15 protein-coding genes and 6 pseudogenes are annotated in these 17,248 nt (G+C 68.3%); 9 read left to right on the top strand and 12 right to left on the bottom strand.

All coding sequences use genetic code 11. From position 1 onward, the window contains the following. Positions 1–181 precede the first annotated feature (181 nt). Positions 182–927, bottom strand: a pseudogene (locus tag ACQPYK_RS29090) (IS5 family transposase). A 425-nt stretch (positions 928–1,352) separates the two neighbouring features. Between ACQPYK_RS29090 and ACQPYK_RS29085 the strand changes: the two are divergent. Continuing rightward, positions 1,353–2,882 carry a carboxylesterase/lipase family protein gene (locus tag ACQPYK_RS29085; protein ID WP_433237529.1) on the top strand — a complete coding sequence of 510 codons (1,530 nt, stop codon included), beginning with the start codon at positions 1,353–1,355 and terminating at the stop codon, positions 2,880–2,882. Between the two features lie 298 nt (positions 2,883–3,180). Here the strand turns inward: ACQPYK_RS29085 and ACQPYK_RS29080 are convergent, their stop codons facing one another. From ACQPYK_RS29080 to ACQPYK_RS29070, 3 genes and pseudogenes are all read right to left on the bottom strand, one after another. Continuing rightward, entirely contained in the window at positions 3,181–3,411 is a 231-nt protein-coding gene (locus ACQPYK_RS29080; RefSeq protein WP_433237526.1) for a hypothetical protein, read from the bottom strand. A gap of 170 nt (positions 3,412–3,581) precedes the next feature. Beyond that, positions 3,582–4,016, bottom strand: coding sequence for a hypothetical protein (locus ACQPYK_RS29075; protein ID WP_433237523.1), 435 nt, complete (start codon positions 4,014–4,016; stop codon positions 3,582–3,584). A gap of 302 nt (positions 4,017–4,318) precedes the next feature. Then, a pseudogene (locus ACQPYK_RS29070) lies at positions 4,319–5,344 on the bottom strand (RNA polymerase sigma factor); the annotation flags it as partial. Positions 5,345–5,767: 423 nt separating this feature from the next. Between ACQPYK_RS29070 and ACQPYK_RS29065 the strand changes: the two are divergent. After that, positions 5,768–6,316, top strand: coding sequence for a YciI family protein (locus ACQPYK_RS29065; RefSeq protein WP_433237520.1), 549 nt, complete (start codon positions 5,768–5,770; stop codon positions 6,314–6,316). Between the two features lie 117 nt (positions 6,317–6,433). Here ACQPYK_RS29065 and ACQPYK_RS29060 read toward each other — a convergent pair. The 4 genes and pseudogenes from ACQPYK_RS29060 to ACQPYK_RS29045 form a co-directional block, all read right to left on the bottom strand. Next, a pseudogene (locus ACQPYK_RS29060) lies at positions 6,434–6,621 on the bottom strand (transposase); the annotation flags it as partial. Continuing rightward, positions 6,599–6,838, bottom strand: a pseudogene (locus ACQPYK_RS29055) (lamin tail domain-containing protein); the annotation flags it as partial. The pseudogenes ACQPYK_RS29060 and ACQPYK_RS29055, both read right to left, overlap by 23 nt. 114 nt (positions 6,839–6,952) lie before the next feature. Next, positions 6,953–7,312: a YrdB family protein gene (locus tag ACQPYK_RS29050; protein WP_433237517.1), complete on the bottom strand. Its 360-nt coding sequence runs from the start codon at positions 7,310–7,312 to the stop codon at positions 6,953–6,955. A 2-nt stretch (positions 7,313–7,314) separates the two neighbouring features. Continuing rightward, positions 7,315–7,665: a hypothetical protein gene (locus ACQPYK_RS29045; RefSeq protein WP_433237514.1), complete on the bottom strand. Its 351-nt coding sequence runs from the start codon at positions 7,663–7,665 to the stop codon at positions 7,315–7,317. A 60-nt stretch (positions 7,666–7,725) separates the two neighbouring features. Between ACQPYK_RS29045 and ACQPYK_RS29040 the strand changes: the two genes are divergently transcribed. Then, complete coding sequence (locus ACQPYK_RS29040; protein ID WP_433237511.1) at positions 7,726–8,160, top strand: MarR family winged helix-turn-helix transcriptional regulator; 435 nt, start codon at positions 7,726–7,728, stop codon at positions 8,158–8,160. Positions 8,161–8,590: 430 nt separating this feature from the next. Here ACQPYK_RS29040 and ACQPYK_RS29035 read toward each other — a convergent pair whose 3' ends face one another. Together ACQPYK_RS29035 and ACQPYK_RS29030 are read right to left on the bottom strand one after the other, a co-directional pair. After that, a complete protein-coding gene (locus tag ACQPYK_RS29035; protein ID WP_433237508.1) occupies positions 8,591–9,127 on the bottom strand; it encodes a hypothetical protein in 537 nt (178 codons plus the stop codon). Positions 9,128–9,234: 107 nt separating this feature from the next. After that, a complete protein-coding gene (locus ACQPYK_RS29030) occupies positions 9,235–10,029 on the bottom strand; it encodes a transposase (protein ID WP_433237505.1) in 795 nt (264 codons plus the stop codon). Between the two features lie 205 nt (positions 10,030–10,234). On the opposite strand from ACQPYK_RS29030, the gene ACQPYK_RS29025 reads away from it, so the two are divergent. The 3 genes and pseudogenes from ACQPYK_RS29025 to ACQPYK_RS29015 all read left to right on the top strand — a co-directional run bounded on the left by ACQPYK_RS29025 (position 10,235) and on the right by ACQPYK_RS29015 (position 12,642). Then, complete coding sequence (locus tag ACQPYK_RS29025) at positions 10,235–11,077, top strand: IS5 family transposase (protein ID WP_433237502.1); 843 nt, start codon at positions 10,235–10,237, stop codon at positions 11,075–11,077. Between the two features lie 22 nt (positions 11,078–11,099). Further along, positions 11,100–11,750: a Tn3 family transposase gene (locus ACQPYK_RS29020; protein ID WP_433237499.1), complete on the top strand. Its 651-nt coding sequence runs from the start codon at positions 11,100–11,102 to the stop codon at positions 11,748–11,750. Continuing rightward, a pseudogene (locus ACQPYK_RS29015) lies at positions 11,644–12,642 on the top strand (Tn3 family transposase). The gene ACQPYK_RS29020 and the pseudogene ACQPYK_RS29015 overlap by 107 nt, the downstream one beginning before the upstream one ends. 210 nt (positions 12,643–12,852) lie before the next feature. Here the strand turns inward: ACQPYK_RS29015 and ACQPYK_RS29010 are convergent. After that, a complete protein-coding gene (locus tag ACQPYK_RS29010) occupies positions 12,853–13,800 on the bottom strand; it encodes an NAD(P)-dependent alcohol dehydrogenase (RefSeq protein WP_433237496.1) in 948 nt (315 codons plus the stop codon). 124 nt (positions 13,801–13,924) lie between these two features. Here ACQPYK_RS29010 and ACQPYK_RS29005 point away from each other — a divergent pair, with 124 nt between their 5' ends. From ACQPYK_RS29005 to ACQPYK_RS28995, 3 genes and pseudogenes are all read left to right on the top strand, one after another. Further along, positions 13,925–14,614 (top strand): TetR/AcrR family transcriptional regulator, encoded by a 690-nt coding sequence (locus ACQPYK_RS29005; RefSeq protein ID WP_433237493.1) that lies wholly within the window; start codon positions 13,925–13,927, stop codon positions 14,612–14,614. Between the two features lie 210 nt (positions 14,615–14,824). Further along, a pseudogene (locus ACQPYK_RS29000) lies at positions 14,825–14,929 on the top strand (zinc finger domain-containing protein); the annotation flags it as partial. After that, entirely contained in the window at positions 14,904–15,641 is a 738-nt protein-coding gene (locus tag ACQPYK_RS28995; protein WP_433258938.1) for a recombinase family protein, read from the top strand. The pseudogene ACQPYK_RS29000 and the gene ACQPYK_RS28995, both read left to right, overlap by 26 nt. A 505-nt stretch (positions 15,642–16,146) precedes the next feature. Here ACQPYK_RS28995 and ACQPYK_RS28990 read toward each other — a convergent pair. Continuing rightward, a complete protein-coding gene (locus ACQPYK_RS28990) occupies positions 16,147–17,094 on the bottom strand; it encodes a hypothetical protein (RefSeq protein ID WP_433237490.1) in 948 nt (315 codons plus the stop codon). Positions 17,095–17,248: the final 154 nt, after the last annotated feature.

Here is a 17,248-nt window from a genome sequence, read left to right as displayed (position 1 = left end):
CGCCAGAAACACACCGCGCCACCACATCCCCGCAGGCCATCGCCACCATGTCCGGCCAGGCTGGTCTGAGCATGTACCGGATAACGCGCCCGGGTCGCGCGGCTGTCGTCTTCACGCCGCTACTGGTCAACGGCGCCGTGACGTCGGCGATGTACGCGATAACCGTCCCTTGGACCGTGACTCATTTGGTCATGCGGCGGTAGCGAATAAGGGCAGCGGCGATGGCAACGAAGGACGCGAAGTGGTCAGCGCGGCGTTCCTAGCGCCGGTGCAGGCGTCGGCAGCCGGCCGGCCAGGAGACGGTCCGCTCGACCACCCAGCGGTGACGTCCCAGACGCCGGCTGGACTCACCCCCCGGCGGGCAATGCGAGGGATGACTCCACGGCCGCGCGGGAAGATTCGCAGGTGCGGGTAGCCGTAGCCCCTGTCACCATAAAGCTTCGCCGGTCGGCGAGGTCTCGGTCCGCGGCGCGAGCGGATCGGCGGGATACCGCGCACCAGCGGCTCCAATCCCTGACCGTCATGGGTGTCGGCCGCGCTGATCGCGACAGAGACCGGCAGAGCGGTCCGCTCGGCGACGAGGTGGATTTTCGACCCGGCCGTGCCGCGATCGAGCCGATTCGGACCTGTCAGCTCCCCCTTTTCCTGGCAGGCACGCTGACCGGGTCAATCGCGCATCGCGACCAGTCCAATTCTCCGCGTGCCCAGCTCGTCCACAATGATCCGATACAGCGCGGCCCACACCCGGGTGGCGCTCCATTCGGCGAAACGACGGTTCACCGTCTGCCGGCAGGCGCCGAAGATCGGCGGGAGCCGTCGCCAGGCGCACCCGGTGGTGGCCACGTACACGATCGCGGCCAGGATCATCGGGTCGTCTGCGCGCCGCCGTCCACCGCCTTTCGGTCGGGTGGGCGCCAACGGAACCATGCGCTGAAACAGCTTCCACGACTCGTCAGGAACCAGCCGCTGAAGGAATGCATCCACGCCATGTCCAACGAGTGACCACCAAACGAGTCACGGTCTTATCCGGTACATCAACCCGCGCCTGCCGTGTGCCGCCCATCAGGCTCCCGACCAGCGGCAACACCTGACGAATGTGGGTTTCGGGCTTATGTGGGCCACCCCCTCTTTCAGCTACCGACGCGATGGCCGTACAAGGAGACCGTCGAGTTCATGCTCGCGGAAATGTCACCTGATGGTTCTACGGACGACCGGATGGGTCCGCTCGTAACCACCGGCTACACCGTTGCCCCTTTTTCCCTTACCAGTTCTTCCCCCTAAATAAGTGGCTTGCCCGCAGATGGTGCGCACTGGGATGCTCCGATAAGCAGGAACAGAGAGGAAAACGCAAAGTGGCCCTCACCGCATCGAGCAAGCCATCCGAGTCTGAGCCGGAAGTCCGCACGGTGGCCGGCGTCCTCCGCGGCGGCAGGGAGGCGGGCCTGGTGGTCTTCCTCGGCATCCCGTTCGCCGAGCCGCCGGTCGGCGCCCTCCGTTTCGCCGCGCCGCAGCCGGTGCGCAGCTGGGACGGCGTGCGCCCGGCGGTCGCGTACGGCCCGCCGCCCCCGCAATCCGGCCTGCTCGGGGTGTCCCAGGACACCGTCGGCGACGACTGGTTGACGCTCAACGTCTGGACACCGGATCCGGATCCGGCGGCAGGGCTCCCAGTGATGGTGTGGATCCCCGGCGGCGGTTACGTCGCGGGCAACTCCAGCCTCCCGGAATACGACGCCGGGCGCCTGGCCGGGAGCGGAGCCGTGGTCGTGACCCTCAACTACCGTCTCGGTATTGAGGGTTTCGCGCAGATCGACGGAGCCCCGGCCAACCGGGGACTGCTCGACCAGGTCGCGGCCTTGCAGTGGGTGCGGGACAACATCCGAGTGTTCGGCGGCGACCCGGATCGGGTCACGGTCTTCGGGGAGTCGGCGGGCGGCGGATCGGTCGCCGCGCTGCTCGCCATGCCGCGCGCCGCCGGGCTCTTCCGCCGGGCGGTCGCACAGAGCGTGCCGGGGACGTTCTTCTCCCCGGAGCTGGCCGCCGACATCGCCGCCGCCTGCGCCGCCGAGCTGGGGATACGGCCCACGGTTTCCGCCCTGTCGGCGGTGGCCCCGGCCCGGCTGCCCGCCGTGGGCGACGCGATCTCCGCCAAGACGGTCCAATGGCGAGAGCGCTGGGGGCAGATCACACACCGGCCGATTCCGTTCGCACCGGTTGTCGACGGTGACGTCCTGCCGGCGACCCCTTGGCAGGCGCTGGCTGACGGCGCCGCCCGGGACGTCGGACTTCTCGTCGGGCACACCCGTGACGAGCACCGGTTGTTCAGCCTGATCGACGGCGTGCTCGGCCAGGTCACGCACGAGCAGACCGAGACCGCTCTGCACATGCTCGCCCCCGGCCCGGACGGCGCACGCCGATACCGGGAGGCGTTCCCAGCCGCGGCCGATGAGGAGGTGTACGAACTGGTCAACGCGGACTGGCTGTTCCGCATGCCGAGCCTCCACCTCGCCGATGCGCAGATCGCCGGCGGCGGCCGGGCCCACCTGTACGAGCTGACCTGGTCCGCCCCGGGATTGGGCGGCGCCCTCGGCGCCTGCCACGGCCTGGACGTGCCGCTCGTCTTCGGCAACCTGAGCAGCGGACAGTGCGCCATGCTGATCGGCGACCCACCCTCCCCGGCGGCGGAGGAGCTGTCCGCGCAGATCCGCAGGGCGTGGACGGCGTTCGCCGCTCACGGCGACCCGGGCTGGCCTGCGTACGACGCCGACCACCGCCTCGCACAGCTCTTCGACACGCCGTCGATGGTCACCGCCTACCCGGAAGAGACCTCGCGGCTGCTGTGGCAGGACCACATCTTCCCGGCGCTCCCGCTGTTCGCGCGGTAGCGGCCGTCAGCCGGCCGAGCGCAACCATTCCAGTTCGCCGCCGACCGCGTCCCGCAGTTCGTCGTGCTGCGGGCCGAGCCCGACCGACCGCGACAGCCACTGATGGCCGCAGAGGCCGCCGGGCCCCTGGAGCCGCTACGCCCCCGGCTCCCACACACAGTGACCGCACGCAGCCTCCACTCCGCGAATACATGACACGCGGTTACGAGACTTCAGCAGTTTCTGGCCCCCAGGACCCTAGATGATCTTCGATGGTCTCAGTCCATGTCCGGATGATGGGGCTCGGAACGGAGGTCGCTCAGGAGCCACAGCCCCTCGCTCGGGGCCGAGGACGCGATGGCGGCCCGCCCGCCTGGACCTCGGGGGCGATAGCGACGTTGGAGACCGTGGCCCGGCCGATGTGGTTGTCCGGGATCAGGAAGGAGCCGGCGATCTGACTCAGGATGCCGATCTGGTGGCGGACATGCTTGAGGTCGGGACGGGTCGGCGGCTCGATCTCGCAGACGACCTCGAAGGAGCGCTCAGTCATGAGATCAAATCCACGGAAATCTTGATTTTCAAGCCGGGCGAGGCGACTCGGATCCTCGAACGAACTATCTCCTGGATGGTCGGTGATCACCCCTATGAACACCGGACCAATCACGTCAGCTTCTTCGTCACTGACATGCTGCTGACGTCCTGACCTGGTTATATGTGCTCTCACGCCGTCACGGGTAGGGATACGAGGTGGTCGATGTCGATTCCGCTGGCTGAGGTGAAGGTTCGGCCATCGTACTCGGAGTACCAGGTGCCGGAGACGGCGCGACATTGCTCGTCGCGCTGGACGTCTTGGCCGTCGCGGGCCAACACGACCTCGCGGGCGTCGCACGCCTCTCCCTGGCCGCTCCAGTGCGGGAACTTGGCGCGGCTGTAGCCGGTCATCGGCCGCGGCTCGGCGACGGTCAGGCCGGCCAGCGCCACCCGGGCCAGCGGCGCGGCCAGCGGAGTCGGCAGACCGACCGGCGTCGCCGGGGAGGCCAGGGGAGCGGTGAGCGGGGTGGTCGCGGCGGCCGAGGGCCCGGTGAGCGCGGACACGATCATGGGCAGGCCGGCGGCCACGGTGGCGGGACGCCGCCACAGGGAGAAGGTGGGCATGTCCCACCCTTATCAAATTCAGTAACTCTATGTATTCAAAATGACACAAGCAGCTATGGCGTGGGGATGGTGATTGGCGTCGACCGATACCGCTTGCCCACGCTTGGCATCCCGCGTCCTCCCCCCTCCGCCCGGCGGCCAGACTGTGATCAACGCTGCGGCGCAGCAACCGCATGGCCCAACGGAGGGCATCATGCGCGGCGAACCGGGGGAGCCGGCGGTTCGGTGTGCGGTCCCCGCCGGCCCAGCTACCGCCGCCATGACCGGCCGCCGCACCTCACCAGGAACCCGTCGCCCTGCGACTACACGTAATCGCGCAGCGCTCGGGCGTGGGCGGGGTGGCGCAGCTTGGCCATGGTCTTGGTCTCGATCTGCCGGATCCGCTCCCGGGTCACCCCATAGACCTTGCCGATCTCGTCCAACGTCTTGGGTTGGCCGTCTTTCAGGCCGAACCGCAGACGCATCACCCCGGCCTCCCGCTCCGACAGCGTCTCCAGCACCGCGTGCAATTGCTCCTGCAGCAGGGCGAAGGCCACTGTCTCCTCCGGGGTGATCGCCTCGGCGTCTTCGATCACATCGCCGAACTCGGCATCCCCCTCGACACCGAGCGGGGTGTGCAGGGAGATCGGCTCGCGGCCGTACTTCTGCACCTCGGTGATCTTCTCCACGGTCATGTCCAGCTCGAGCGCGAGCTCGTCGGAGGCCGGTTCGCGGCCAAGGGCGACCAGCATCTGGCGCCGCACCCGCGCCACCTTGTTGATCACTTCGACCATGTGCACCGGAATGCGAATGGTGCGCGCCTGATCGGCCAGCGCACGGGTGACGGCCTGCTTGATCCACCAGGTGGCGTAGGTGGAGAACTTGAACCCCTTGGTGTAGTCGAACTTCTCCACCGCGCGAATCAGCCCCAGGTTGCCCTCCTGGATCAGGTCGGCGAAGGCCATGCCCCGGCCGGTGTGCCGCTTGGCGATCGAGACCACCAGGCGAAGGTTGGCCTCCAGCAGATGGTCCTTGGCGCGGCGGCCGTCCTCGGCCAGCCACTGCAGCTCCGCCCGCACATCCGACGGCACCGCGGCGCCGTCCGCGCCGCCGTGCCGGGTAAGCCGTTCCGCGGCGAACACTCCGGCCTCGATGCGCTGGGCCAGCTCGACCTCCTGCTCGGCCGACAGCAGGGCGACCTTGCCGATCTGCTGGAGGTAGTCCTTGACCGCGTCGGCGCTGGCGCCCGGCCCGGCGGATGGGGTGGGGGAGTGGTCTTCGTCGGAGTCGGGGTCGGACAGGATCAGCACATCGTCGTCGGCGAGAGGTTCGGTGGTGGGTTCGGCGGTGATGGTCACAGCGGCGGCACCTTTCCCGGGGGAAACCTGTGCCGATCACCGTACGTCCCACACGGGCATGCTGCGGCCGCCCTCAGCACCCCCGCATCCGGCGCCCTGGCGCACTCCAGCCGCGATCTCCACCTTATTGAACAGACGCCCCGTCGTCCTCCTGGCGCATTCGAGGGATCGTCGCAACACGGTGATCGCTTACTGGCGACGTCCAGCATAGCGAGCTGACTGGGATTTCCGTGTTCCGCGAGTTGCGGGAAGACGGGACTCCCAGTCAGAAGCCACAGGCTCGGCCCATGTGGTGACACGAAGCCGACCGAGTGGATTCAGGTGCAAGAACTGGTCCCACTTTGGCTGAAGGATCGCCGATGGCGCGGATGACCGGAATGGAGCTGTCGCTGCGGTCCATGGTAGGTACTCGGCATGGAGTTCTTCTGTTATCACCGTGATCGCCCCGGCTCCGCGACCCTCCGCAACCAGTTGGTGGAGGAGCACTGGTCTTACATGGACCGGTACTCAGCGGAACTGATCGCCCGCGGCCCCACTTTAAGTCACGACGGCGAGACGGCCACCGGCAGCGTGCACATCGTCGACCTGCCGGACCTCGCCACCGCACGCGCGTTCGTCTTCGATGAGCCCAACTATCAGGCCGGTGTGTACCGGGACGTGGTGTTGCGCCGATGGCGCAACGTGCTGGGGCGCACCATGTGGGATTTCCCTGGCGGCAGGGACGGCGGCAACCGGTATCTGGTGCTGGGCCTCGGCTCCGGACAGGCTACCGACCTTGCCCCGCAGCCCGACCGGGACGAGCTGATCGCGTACGGGCCGCTGTTGTCCGACGACAGCACCACCTGGCTGGGTACGGCAGCACTGGTCCGGGCGCCGGACCCAGACGCGGCACGCGCCATCCTGACCCCGGACCGGTACGCCGACATCGAGGTGCACAACTGGCAGTTCGGCGGGCGACGGTAATGAGCACTTGACCGTCGTCGAGGTGGGCCAGAACTCGCGCGAACGACCCGCGTCGGAGATTGACCAGGGGCGAAGTGGCCCGTAGATGAGGCCAGTTCTCGCCCTTGAAATCAGGCTTTAGTTACTGGCTGCGAGAAGCACAGCCAGACGCTCGGCTGGGGTTTCCCAGTCGAGCGTCTTTCTTGGTCTGGAGTTCAGTTCCGCCGCGACGGCGTCGAGGTCCTCGCGGGTGTGAACGGACAGGTCGGTGCTCTTCGGGAAGTATTGGCGAGCAGACCGTTGGTGTTCTCGTTCGAGCCACGCTCCGAGCGTGAACGTACCGAACGTGTAGACGTGGTCCGCCCGGCTCGTCTTGTCGCGGATGGTCCAGCCCTTGAGGCTGACCGCCTTGCGGGTGGTGTTCTTGATCTGGATGTACTCGCCGTTCAGTGACGTATTGGCGCCGGAGTCGGGTGAGCCGGGTGAGTCGTACCAGACGCGAGTGATCTGGACCGCGGGAAGTGCGGCGGCCTGGGCGGGCACAGCAGGGGCGAGCACGACGGCAGCAGCGAGCACAGACGGCGACTACCGGGTGAACTGTGTCGTCAGCGGCAGTACGGAGCCCGCCCCGAACGGGAAGTACCTGCTGGAGCAGACCTACTCCGAGGAACTGCGGGCGTCCCCGGTGGCGGGCAAGCCCACTGGCGGATCATCCGAGTTCCGCGGAGCCGGCCCGCCACCCCGGAGGACGAGGAGGCGTGGCGCGTAGCGGGTGACGAAGGCGACGGCTCCGGCGGCGAACCAGACGGCCTCGACCGCCACCTTCACGGCTCCGACCAGCGGATAGGTGGCCTGAGGCGCGCAGAACAGCCCCCAGACGGTGGCGAACAGCGCGATCCCGCCGACCATGGCGCCCAGTCGCCGGAGCCGGGTGGAGCGGCCGAGCCCCCAGTAGCCGACCGCGACGTAGACGGCCAGCTCGGCCGCGAACCAGATCAGTTCCGTGATCGACGACATGGTCAGCTCCACAACGCGGCGGTGAGCAGGTGGACGAGAGCGAAGGCGGCGGCGCCCAGCGCCATGCCCATGTTGCGCCGCGCGACGCCGAGCGCCGAGTCCCCCACCTGGGCGAGTCCCGACACGAGGAGCAGGGGCACCGCCGCGTCCGCGGGCCCCCCCACGAGGACGAACGCGGTCATGAGCCCGAGTGGCACGGCACGGGCGGCGTACGCCCTGGTGTAGAGGTGCACGGCACTGGTGACCGCCTCGGGCGGCCGGAGCCCGAGAGCGGGCCTGGCGACTCCCGCCACGCTGGATCCCGCCGCCCCGAGGGAGGCGAGGACGTTGATGGTCGCAACCGCCGTGTTCACTGCTTCTCCTTGAGAATCATTCATGCCCTGAATCAATAGAGATAAGTTACCATTCAGACCATGAATGATGTCAAGCAGACGATCGCCTTCCGGTTGGGCACGCTCGGGGCGCTGATGCAGGACCGGTTCGCCGCGAGGATCGAGGCGCACGACCTGAAGCCGAAGCACGTGGGCCTCATGGCCGCGATCAAGGGCGGGGGAGTCCCCACCTCCCAGCAAGACCTGGCCAACCGCCTCGGCGTCGCACCCAGCCTGGTCGTCGCGCTGGCCGACCATCTGGAGCGCCTTGGCGCGCTCGAACGCGTACGCGACCCCGGTGACCGCCGCCGCCAGATGCTCACCCTGACCGAACACGGCGCCGACCTGCTGGCCATCTGCTCGGCCCTCGCCGTCGAACTCGACGACGAGGTCACGGCCTTCCTGCCGGCGTCAGAACGGACGGCCCTGTGTGAGACCCTCGGCCGCCTGTCAGCCGGGGCGGGGCTCCCGCACTGACCATCCGCCACCGAACGTGCGCCAGATCACGGTCATCGGGGACGCCGCAGGTCTACTCGGCAGTGAAATTCGGCAGGAACCGGCCGTCAAGGAGGATCGGTACGGATTTTTGCGACAGGCCATGAGCGGAGACGTTTCTCCAGCTCAAAGCCGGCCATCTTGAACAGGTCACACCCGACAGAATGAGCATCAAGTACATGTGAGACTCGTTAGCGCCGGTCAGCTACGTTTCGAGAGGTCAGACCAGCCGTGAGTTGCGGATATGTCCCTGGCTGGGACGGCCACCCGCGGGCTGCGGCTGGAGATGTCGGCGGCACCGTGACCCGGCACAAGGCGTCGGGTTTGTCGATCTTCAGGCGGGAACGCCGCCGGTCCTGCCGCGCTGCTCCTCTCAAGGCGTGATTGAGGCGGATGCCGCTTAACTTGTTCTTTATCGTCCGGATTGTTGTAGGGCTGCCAAGGTGCGGCCGCGTTTGACGGTCTTGCCCACGTCGTATCGGGGTGCGGGCCGGCGATTGGGGATCCCGGATGGACGTCCCGGGCCGGGCCGAGAGGGTTTGGGCGCACTGGCCGGCTGTGCGAGTGCGGGACGCAGGTTCCGAAACCCGCGCCGGACCCGGGCGGGAGTGAGCTGCCCCCGCGAGGCCGCTTTCTCCCACGAGTGACGAAGGTCCTCGGTCAGCCGGCGCCCCAGGCGCAGCTGGGTGTGCACGATGATGAGCAGCCAGGTCCAGCGGTCGGCGGCCTGGGCGGCGCGCAGCTTGGGCCGGGTCCAGCCGAGGGTCTGCTTCCAGAAGCGGTAGGTGTGCTCCAGGTCGAATCTGCGCAGGAACGCCTGCCAGCATCGATCCACGTCCGCGCTGGTGGCACCGGTCTTGGAGGACCAGAGCCAGACTGGTGGGGCGTCCCGGTCGCCGGGCAGGTGCTCGACCTTCAGCCGGATCAAGGTGCCCTCGATGAGGGGCAATTCGCCTTCGTGATCGAGCCGGGCGGCGCGATGCGTCAGCCGGGGATGCAGCCGGTCCCAGGCTCTGGTCTCGGCCTTGCCGTAGTGAGTGGTGTCCGTCGCGGTGGTTACCGCCGGTTCGGGCCAGGTGGCGGGATCGGCCAGGGCGAACTCGCCGCCGTGCTTGGGCGGCCGGCCGCCCTTGGGTCGTAGCGGCGTGGTGGGGCCGGCAGGCGCAGCACCCGGTCGGAGCGGATGCGCCCGAGCAGTTCGACGGGCAGGTCGCGCAGGACGTAGGCCAGACGGGTGATGTCGTAGCCGGTGTCGGCCACGATGAGCACGTCCGGATCCCCGCTGCGCCATCGGCCGGCGGTGATCAGCCGCTCGATGACGCCGCGCAATTGGGCGGCGGTGACGGCGGTGGCGTCGTCGGCCGGCCCCAGCCGCACCACATCCAGCGGCGCCGTCCATGACGTGCGGCCCATCTCCAGCGCCGCCACGAATGAGTACGGCCAGCCCGGGATGAACTGCGAGGCGCTCTTGGCCCGGCGGTATACATGGCAGAACAACCGCTCGGCCGAGCAGGCAGCATCCGAGCGCAGCCATGAAGACACATCCACCGCCAGCACGATCCGACCGTCCGGCCAGCGCGGCAACAGCAGCCCGGCCAGCACCTGGCGCAGCTGTTCCGCATCGATCCGGTCGTGGTTGAGCCCGCCGTACAAGGCGCCGTGCCCGCGCCGGTACTCCGGCGACAAGCTCAGATCCACCGGCGAGCGCACCGGTCCGGGCTCGCACAACAGCGTCTCTGCCAGCTCGAACAACGCATCGGCCCGCGCCTTGAGGCAGGCGTAGACGTCGTTTCGGAACCGGGACAACACCTCGGAGGACTCGACACAGGCGGCATCGTTCAGCAGACTCACCCTCACGGCCTTGTAGTGATCAGTAGCGACTCGACACCGCACATGATCACTTAAGGCCGTCTTGCTGTCCGCGAAACGATCAACCCGCCGCTCAGCACAACAATCCGGAGGATAAAGAACAAGCTTAGAGGGTGTCTGAGAAGCTGGCGGTCGCGTAGCTGTTCAACTGCCTGCCGGTGTGCGTTGCTGGGCGGGGGAGGCCCCCATGCCCGACCCCCGACGCCCCTATTCGACAGACCTCACCGATGATGAACGGGCGCTGCTGGAGCCGCTGATCCCCGCCCCGAAGAGCGGCGGACGCCCGGTGGTGCACTCGCGCCGGGAGATCGTGAACGCGATCTCCTACCGGCTGCGGGCCGGCTGCGCCTGGCGACTGCTACCGCATGACTTTCCGCCCTGGCAGACGGTCTACCACCACTGGCGGCAATGGCGGATCGACGGCCTGTGGGAAGAGGCCCTGGCCGCGCTGCCCAAGCAGGAACGCGCCGGTCAGGGCCGCGATCCCACGCCGAGCGCCGGGGTCATCGACAGCCAGAGCGTGCGCGGCACCGAACGCGGCGGCCTGCACGGCTACGACGGCGCCAAGAAAGTCCTCGGGGTGAAGCGGCACCTGCTGGTCGACACGCTCGGCATCGTGCTGGGCGCCTGTGTGAGTCCGGCCAGCGCCGGTGATCGAGAGGGCGCGATGGTGGTGCTGTCGCGCAGCATCGATCGCTTCCCCAGGCTGCGCCATGTATGGGCTGATCAGGGATATCGCGGGGCTCGGTTCATCGGTTGGGCGCAGGAGGTGCTTGGGGTGACGGTGGAGATCGTGGTGCGCCGCGACGGCGGCATGCGCTCGACGTGGGCCAGGAACGACGCGCCGCCGCGCGAGGTGCCACGCATCGGGGTGATCCCGCGTCGCTGGGTCGTGGAGCGGACGTATGCCTGGCTGGGCCGTTATCGACGGCTGTCACGCGATTACGAGTATCTGATCACGACGTCGGAGAACGTCATCTACGCCGCGACCTGCATGCTGCTCCTGCACCGTCTCGGAGCGCCTCGATGAGGACGTCCTGGCAGGTCTGAGTTTGGCCGAGAACGCCGAACAGCACTTGGGGGAGCTGATCGAGGTGCTGGACGCGACGTGGAAGCAGATGGCCGGGCGCCTCGAAGAGGCCGGCACCGACGCGAAAATCAGCATCGAGGTACAGCCAGGCGGGCGCGCGAAGCTGAACGTGGAGAAGCTCCACGCACTCGGCGAACCGAAGTCGCTGGACTGGCTGCGCAAGCGGGTCGAGAAGATGCTCCCGAAAATCGACCTGCCGGACCTGCTGTTCGAGGTGCACGCCTGGATCGGGTTCCTGGACGCCTTCGTGCACCTGGGTGACGGCAGGGCCCGCATGATGGACCTCACGACCTCCGTCGTCGCCCTGCTCGTCTCGGAAGCGTGCAACATCGGCATGGCCCCGGTCATCAACCCGAATTTCGAGACGCTCACCCGCTCCCGCCTGGTCCACGTCGATCAGTACTACCTGCGTGCCGACACCATCGCCGCGGCGAACGCCGCCCTGATCGATGCCCAGGCGCGGGTGCCGATCGTGCAGTTCTGGGGCAAAGGGACTGCTCGCCTCCGTGGACGGCCTGCGCTTCGTCGTGCCGGTGCGTACCATCAACGCCGTCCCGAGCCCCGAGTACTTCGCGAAGAAGAAGGGCATCACCTGGCTGAACGCGATCAGTGACCAGGTGATCGGGATCGGGCAGATGGTGGTGCCCGGTACCCCGCGCGACTCCCTGTTCATCCTGGACGCCCTGCTGAACCTGGACGCCCTGCTGAACCTGGACGGCGGGGTGAAGCCGGAGATGGTCGCCACCGACAAGGCCTCCTACTCCGGCATGGTCTTCGGCATCTTCAAGATGCTCGGCTACCGCTTCTCCCCGCGGTTCAAGGACCTCGAAGACCAGCGGTTCTGGAAGGCCCAGATGCCCGGCGGCGACGCGACCGGCGGGTACGGGCCTCTGGAGGCGCTGGCCCGCAACAAGGTGAACGTGAAGAAGGTGGTCACCGCCTGGCCGGACATGCTGCGGGTGGCCGGTTCCCTGGTCACCAACCAGGTCCGCGCCTACGACCTGCTGCGGATGTTCGGCCGCGAGGGCCATCCCACTCCGCTGGGGCAGGCGTTCGCCGAGTACGGGCGGATCGCCAAGACCCTGCACCTGCTTGCCGTCGTCGACCCGGTCGACGACACCTACCGGCGGTAGATGCACAAGCAGCTCACCGTCCAGGAGTCCCGCCACAAGCTCGCCCGCGACATCTGCCACGGTAAGAAGAGCACCATCCACCAGGCATACCGGGACGGCATGGAGGACCAGCTCGGATCGCTCGGCCTGGTGCTGAACGCCGTGGTGCTGTGGACGACGCGGTACATCGACGCCGCCGTCGCCCAGCTCCGCGCACAAGGCCACGAGATCAAGGACGAGGACGTCGCCCGGCTGCCCCCGCTCAAGCACCGCAACCTCAACGTCCTGGGCCGCTACAGCTTCACGGCCTCCCAGCCCGTCGAGGGCCTGCGCCCGCTGCGCGACCCGGACGCCGTCGACCTCGACGATGACGACGACGGCGAGGAGGAGTAGCCCTCGTGCGAAGGGGACCCCGCTTCCGCCCCTCCCCGCCGGACGGGGCCCTGCGGCCCCTGCACGACCCCGGACGCCGCCGAACTTCATGACGAGGACGCCGCGGAGGGCTGAGCCGAAGTCAGGCCGCGCGGCTGCGGAGTGGGGCCCGTCAGCCGCGGCCCCGCCGCCGACGTAGAGAAGTTGGGGGCCGCGGCGGTGTTCGCCCCCTCAGGTGATCTGGATGATGTGCTTGCCGCGGACGCCACCGGCTTCCAGGGCCCGGTGGGCGTCGGCGATCCGGTCGAGAGGGTGGACGGTGTCCACGACGGGGACGATGTCGCCGTGCTCCGCGTAACGGGTGATCTCGGTCAGCAGCTCGGTGTCGGGGTTGCCGCTGAAGACGCGTATGCGTCTGCTCCCGTGGACGGTCGAGGCGAGGATGGTGGCGAGGCTGGGGAGAAGCCTGTTGAAGTCGAGGGTGACGGCGACCATGCGCCCGCCGGGTGCCAGCAGGCGGCGGAAGCGGGACTGCTCCGTTCCGGCGGTGTCGACGATGACGTCGAAACGGCCCAGCTCGGAGAGGCGAGTCGTACGATAGTCGAGTGCTTCGTCGGTGCCCAGGCCGCGGACGAAGTCGAGGTTTTTCGCGCCCGCGAGAGCGACGACGTGGGCACCGAAGAGCTTGCCGATCTGCACCGCGACGCTGCCCACGCCTCCGCTGCCCCCGCGCACCAGGAGTCGCTCACCGGGTTTGATGACGGCTTTCTCGCGCAGGGCGGTCACCGCCGTGGCCCCGCCGGCGAGCAGTGAGATGGCCTGCATCGGGGTGAGGTTCTCCGGAGCGGGGGCGATCTGGCGGGGGCGTACGGCGACGTACTCGGCCATGCTGCCCGTCTTGCGCCCCAGCAGCCCCCACACCCGGTCCCCTTCACGTACTCCGGTAACCGACGAACCGACTTCGGCGACCTCCCCAGCGAAGTCGATTCCGCTCGCCTTGGGGAAAGTGCGGCCGGTTACCAGGCGCATTTTCCCGGCCCGATCGAGTAGGTCGCCACCGTTGACGCTGGCGACGTGCACCCGCACCAGCACCTCGTCGGGCGTGGGGGTCGGCGTCGGCCGCTTGCCCGCGTAGAGAACCTCCGGGGGGCCGTATCGGTCGAAGAGGGCTGCGCGCATGTCGCTCATCATCTCGTTCTGTGTCGCGTTTCGGAGCTGCGAAGGCGCTGTGTGCGCCCGCTGGTACGCTCACGCTAAACCTGTAAGTGGACGACATCGTCCGTTTAGCTTGAAGTGAGAGACATTGCCTGCTCAGCCATCTCACAAGCCGTCCGGGCACGTCGGCGATGTGCCCGGCGATGCAGACCCGGCGGGCCTGCGCGCCGATGCCCGGCGCAACCGGGAACGCATCCTTGAAGCTGCGCGCGAGGTGTTCGCGGCCCAGGGCATTGACGCCCCTATAAGCGCCGTCGCCCGCCGCGCCGGCGTCGGCGTGGCCACCCTCTACCGCCGCTTCCCCACCCGCACTGCGCTTGCCACCGCTGCCTTTACCGAGCAACTCGCCCTGTGTGCAGCAGCCTTCGACGAGGCCCTTACTGACCCTGATCCCGGGCACGGCCTGTACGCACTCCTGGAGAAAGTGTGCACCACACAGGTGACCGACCGCGGCTTCGCCTCCGTATTCCTGGATCAGTTCCCCGATGCCCTTGATCACGATCACGAACGCGACTGCGCCGAAGAGGGTCTGGCGCGGCTGGTCCAGCGTGCCCGCGAGACCGGACAGCTGCGCGACGACTTCGACCCCGCCGATATCACCCTCCTGCTCCTTGCCAACAGCGGCCTCGCCGGACAACCGAGAGAAACCGCCCTCGCTGCCTCCCGGCGCCTGCTTGCCTATCTCTTTCAGGCTTTCCAGACACAGCGCCCCGGCTCTCTCCCACCTCCCACAGCGATGGAACTGCGCGAAATCCGCCAGCCACCGGGCCGCCCGTGAGCCCGATCATGCAACATACCGAAGGTGCGCATTCCTCACACTTGCACAGGCGCCTCTCACAAATGACCATCTGTGAGAGTTCTGCGAGAGACTCGGAAGCGGACCCGTTTCCGCAGATGGCCACTCGCAAAAGTCCCCTCAAAACCAGCATGTTGTGCGAGGCACTTCTGAGAGACTGCCGCCATGGGCCTCACGCCCGATTAGGCCGCATTGGCGGTAGAGCGTCACGACTGCCCGAACTGTGACGCGCCCGCCGGCAGCGCCTGCCGTACCCGGGACGGGAAGACCGCTGCGCAGTACCACACCCCGCGCTTCGTTCTCGTCTCCGTGCTCCGCGAGGAACTGGAGATCCCCGTCCCCGCCGACCGCGGCCCCGGCCGCGTGTGGAAGCGGCCCGGCGCTCGCCGTCGTCCCCGCGCCCCGCACGGAGCGGCCGATCCGGATCGGGTACGCCCGCACGTCGACCGCCCGCCAGGAGCTGGCGAGCCAGCTCGAAGCCCTCCACCGCGCGGAGTGCCACATGGTCTTCAAGGAGCGGATCAGCACACGCATCAAGGTCCGGCCCGAGCTGGAGAAGGCGCTCGCGCTGGCCCACCAGTTCAAAGAGGCCGCGCCCGATAGGCCGGTCATCTTCACCGTGCACGAGCTCAAGCGCCTGGCCGGGAACGCGGCAGAGCTCATGAGCCTGTCCGCCGAGCTCCAGGCCGGCGGCATCCAGCTCGAACTCCTCACCGGCCCGCTCACCGGGATCTACGACCCCAACGGCATGGGCGCCATGTTCTTCGCCGTCCTCGCCGTCGCCGGGCAGACCGAGCGCACCTACATCCGGGAGAAGACCCTCGAAGGCCAGGTCATCGCCGCCGCCAAGGGCAACCACGGCGGACGCCCGAAGGCCATCGACGACGACATGCTCACCTTCGCCGTCGCCCTGAAGAACAAGTGCGTCCCTGTTCCCGAGATTGCCAAGAAGCTCACCATCAAGGAGGGGAAGAACGCGGGCAAGTCCCAGTCAATCGCCTCCCTCTAACGGGCGTTCGCCGAAGCCGCCGCGGCGGACGACGGCCTGCCACTCCGGCCCACGCCCGTCCGTCTCCGCCGGCCAGACGACCCGCTCACCCCCGAGGAGATCGACCTCGGCGAACGCCTCCAGTCCCAGCCCCGCCCGAACGCGGAAGTCCGCAGCCAGACCCCATGATCGTTCTCAGCGCCAACAGCTGTACCGATGTTCCCCAAGGCCGGAGCAGGAGAGCTGAGATGCCCAAACTCCCCCCGCCCCTGCGTCCTCACACAGTCCCAGTCACCAGACGGCCCGGCCTGATGCCTTGGCGCCGCGCCCAATCTGACGGGCTACCACCCGCGAGACGAACGGTGGACCACCCGAACTTGATCATCGCGGTGAAGTCGGCGTGGTTGGCCATGCCGGACACGTGCGGCGGCGGCCCACGACGTTCAGCCGCGCGCCGCAGCGCCGCTACCTCGGTCAGCGCTCGCCGTCCATCCTTCAGTATGACGCCGCAGGTCCCGGTCACGCCTCAGCACTTCCGCGAGCTGCGCGCGTCCCTGGTGGCCATGGCATGGAAGATTGCCTTGGGCTCCCACCTGGTCGCGTCGAGCATCCTGACGACACCGTAGGAGCCGAGGTCGGCCGGGCCTTGGAGGGTGTATCCGGCAAAGCTGAACCAGAAGGCGGCGGCCACGCCCTCCTTCTCGAAGATGTCCATCAACTCCTCGAAGTAGCGGACCTGCTCGTCCTCGTCCGGCACCGCCCCCTCCGGCACCAGCATCGCGGCGCCGCCCTGCTCGGCCGCGCCCCGCCAGGCGCAGGTGCCGAACTCGGTGACCACGACGGGCTTGTCGTGCTTGAAGTGGCCGCGCATCTCCTCGACGAAGGTGTCGGCGTTGTACGCGGCGCGGTAGGCATCCACGCCCACCAGGTCGAACGGGGCCCAGTCGACGGACTCCCAGGGGGCCGAGGCGTAGGTGATCCGGCCGCCGAACAGCGGCCGCACGGTCTCGGCCGACTCGGTGAGGAACGCGTTGAAGCGGCCCGTAGTCGTGCTCAGCGACTCCAGCCAGGCCAGGTCGGCCATCATGGCGTCCATACGCGCCGTGTAGGTGTCGCCGGGCAGGTAGCCGTAGCCGAAAGTGGTGTACTCGCAGCCGGTCACGAGCACTACCTCGGCCCCGCCGCGCCGGACCGCCTCCGCGCGCTCGGCGCAGTCGGCGTAGAGAGCCAGCGCGTCTTGATCGGGCAGGTCAACGGGGAAGGGCGCGAACCAGACCTCCAGCCCTGCCTCGGCGGCCTCCTGGGCGGCGACGCTCAGCCGGGTGGGGTCGCCACCGGACACGCGGACGGCCTGGCAGCGCAGGTCGTCGGCGATGACACGCATCTCGCGTCGCACGGTCTCGGCGTCGAACACCTTGCGGGTGAAGTGGTCTCCCGGCAGGAAGCCTGTGTCATAGTTGATCCCTTTTTTCATGTCAATTCCCTTCTTGGTGTGAACTCGTGTTTCAGCCAGGAGAAGAACGTCTCCTGGTGCGTGGCGGGCGCGGCGGTGATCTACGCCGCCATGAGCGGCGCGACCGGTTCACCCACGCAGAGCGTCCTCGCCGCTGCGGCCCGCCGCCCCTTGG

Origin of the sequence: Streptosporangium sp. CA-135522 (genome assembly GCF_050949235.1) — a bacterium.
Lineage (GTDB): Bacteria > Actinomycetota > Actinomycetes > Streptosporangiales > Streptosporangiaceae > Streptosporangium.
This window is presented reverse-complemented; position numbering and strand designations above follow the sequence as displayed.

What these genes read in the sequence shown, in the direction of transcription:
- ACQPYK_RS29080 (WP_433237526.1), bottom strand. Translation starts at nt 3,411, where the DNA reads ATGACTGAGCGCTCCTTCGAGGTCGTCTGCGAGATCGAGCCGCCGACC.
- ACQPYK_RS29075 (WP_433237523.1), bottom strand. Translation starts at nt 4,016, where the DNA reads ATGCCCACCTTCTCCCTGTGGCGGCGTCCCGCCACCGTGGCCGCCGGC.
- ACQPYK_RS29065 (WP_433237520.1), top strand. Translation starts at nt 5,768, where the DNA reads ATGGAGTTCTTCTGTTATCACCGTGATCGCCCCGGCTCCGCGACCCTC.
- ACQPYK_RS29050 (WP_433237517.1), bottom strand. Translation starts at nt 7,312, where the DNA reads ATGTCGTCGATCACGGAACTGATCTGGTTCGCGGCCGAGCTGGCCGTC.
- ACQPYK_RS29040 (WP_433237511.1), top strand. Translation starts at nt 7,726, where the DNA reads ATGAATGATGTCAAGCAGACGATCGCCTTCCGGTTGGGCACGCTCGGG.
- ACQPYK_RS29025 (WP_433237502.1), top strand. Translation starts at nt 10,235, where the DNA reads ATGCCCGACCCCCGACGCCCCTATTCGACAGACCTCACCGATGATGAA.
- ACQPYK_RS29010 (WP_433237496.1), bottom strand. Translation starts at nt 13,800, where the DNA reads ATGCGCGCAGCCCTCTTCGACCGATACGGCCCCCCGGAGGTTCTCTAC.
- ACQPYK_RS28990 (WP_433237490.1), bottom strand. Translation starts at nt 17,094, where the DNA reads ATGAAAAAAGGGATCAACTATGACACAGGCTTCCTGCCGGGAGACCAC.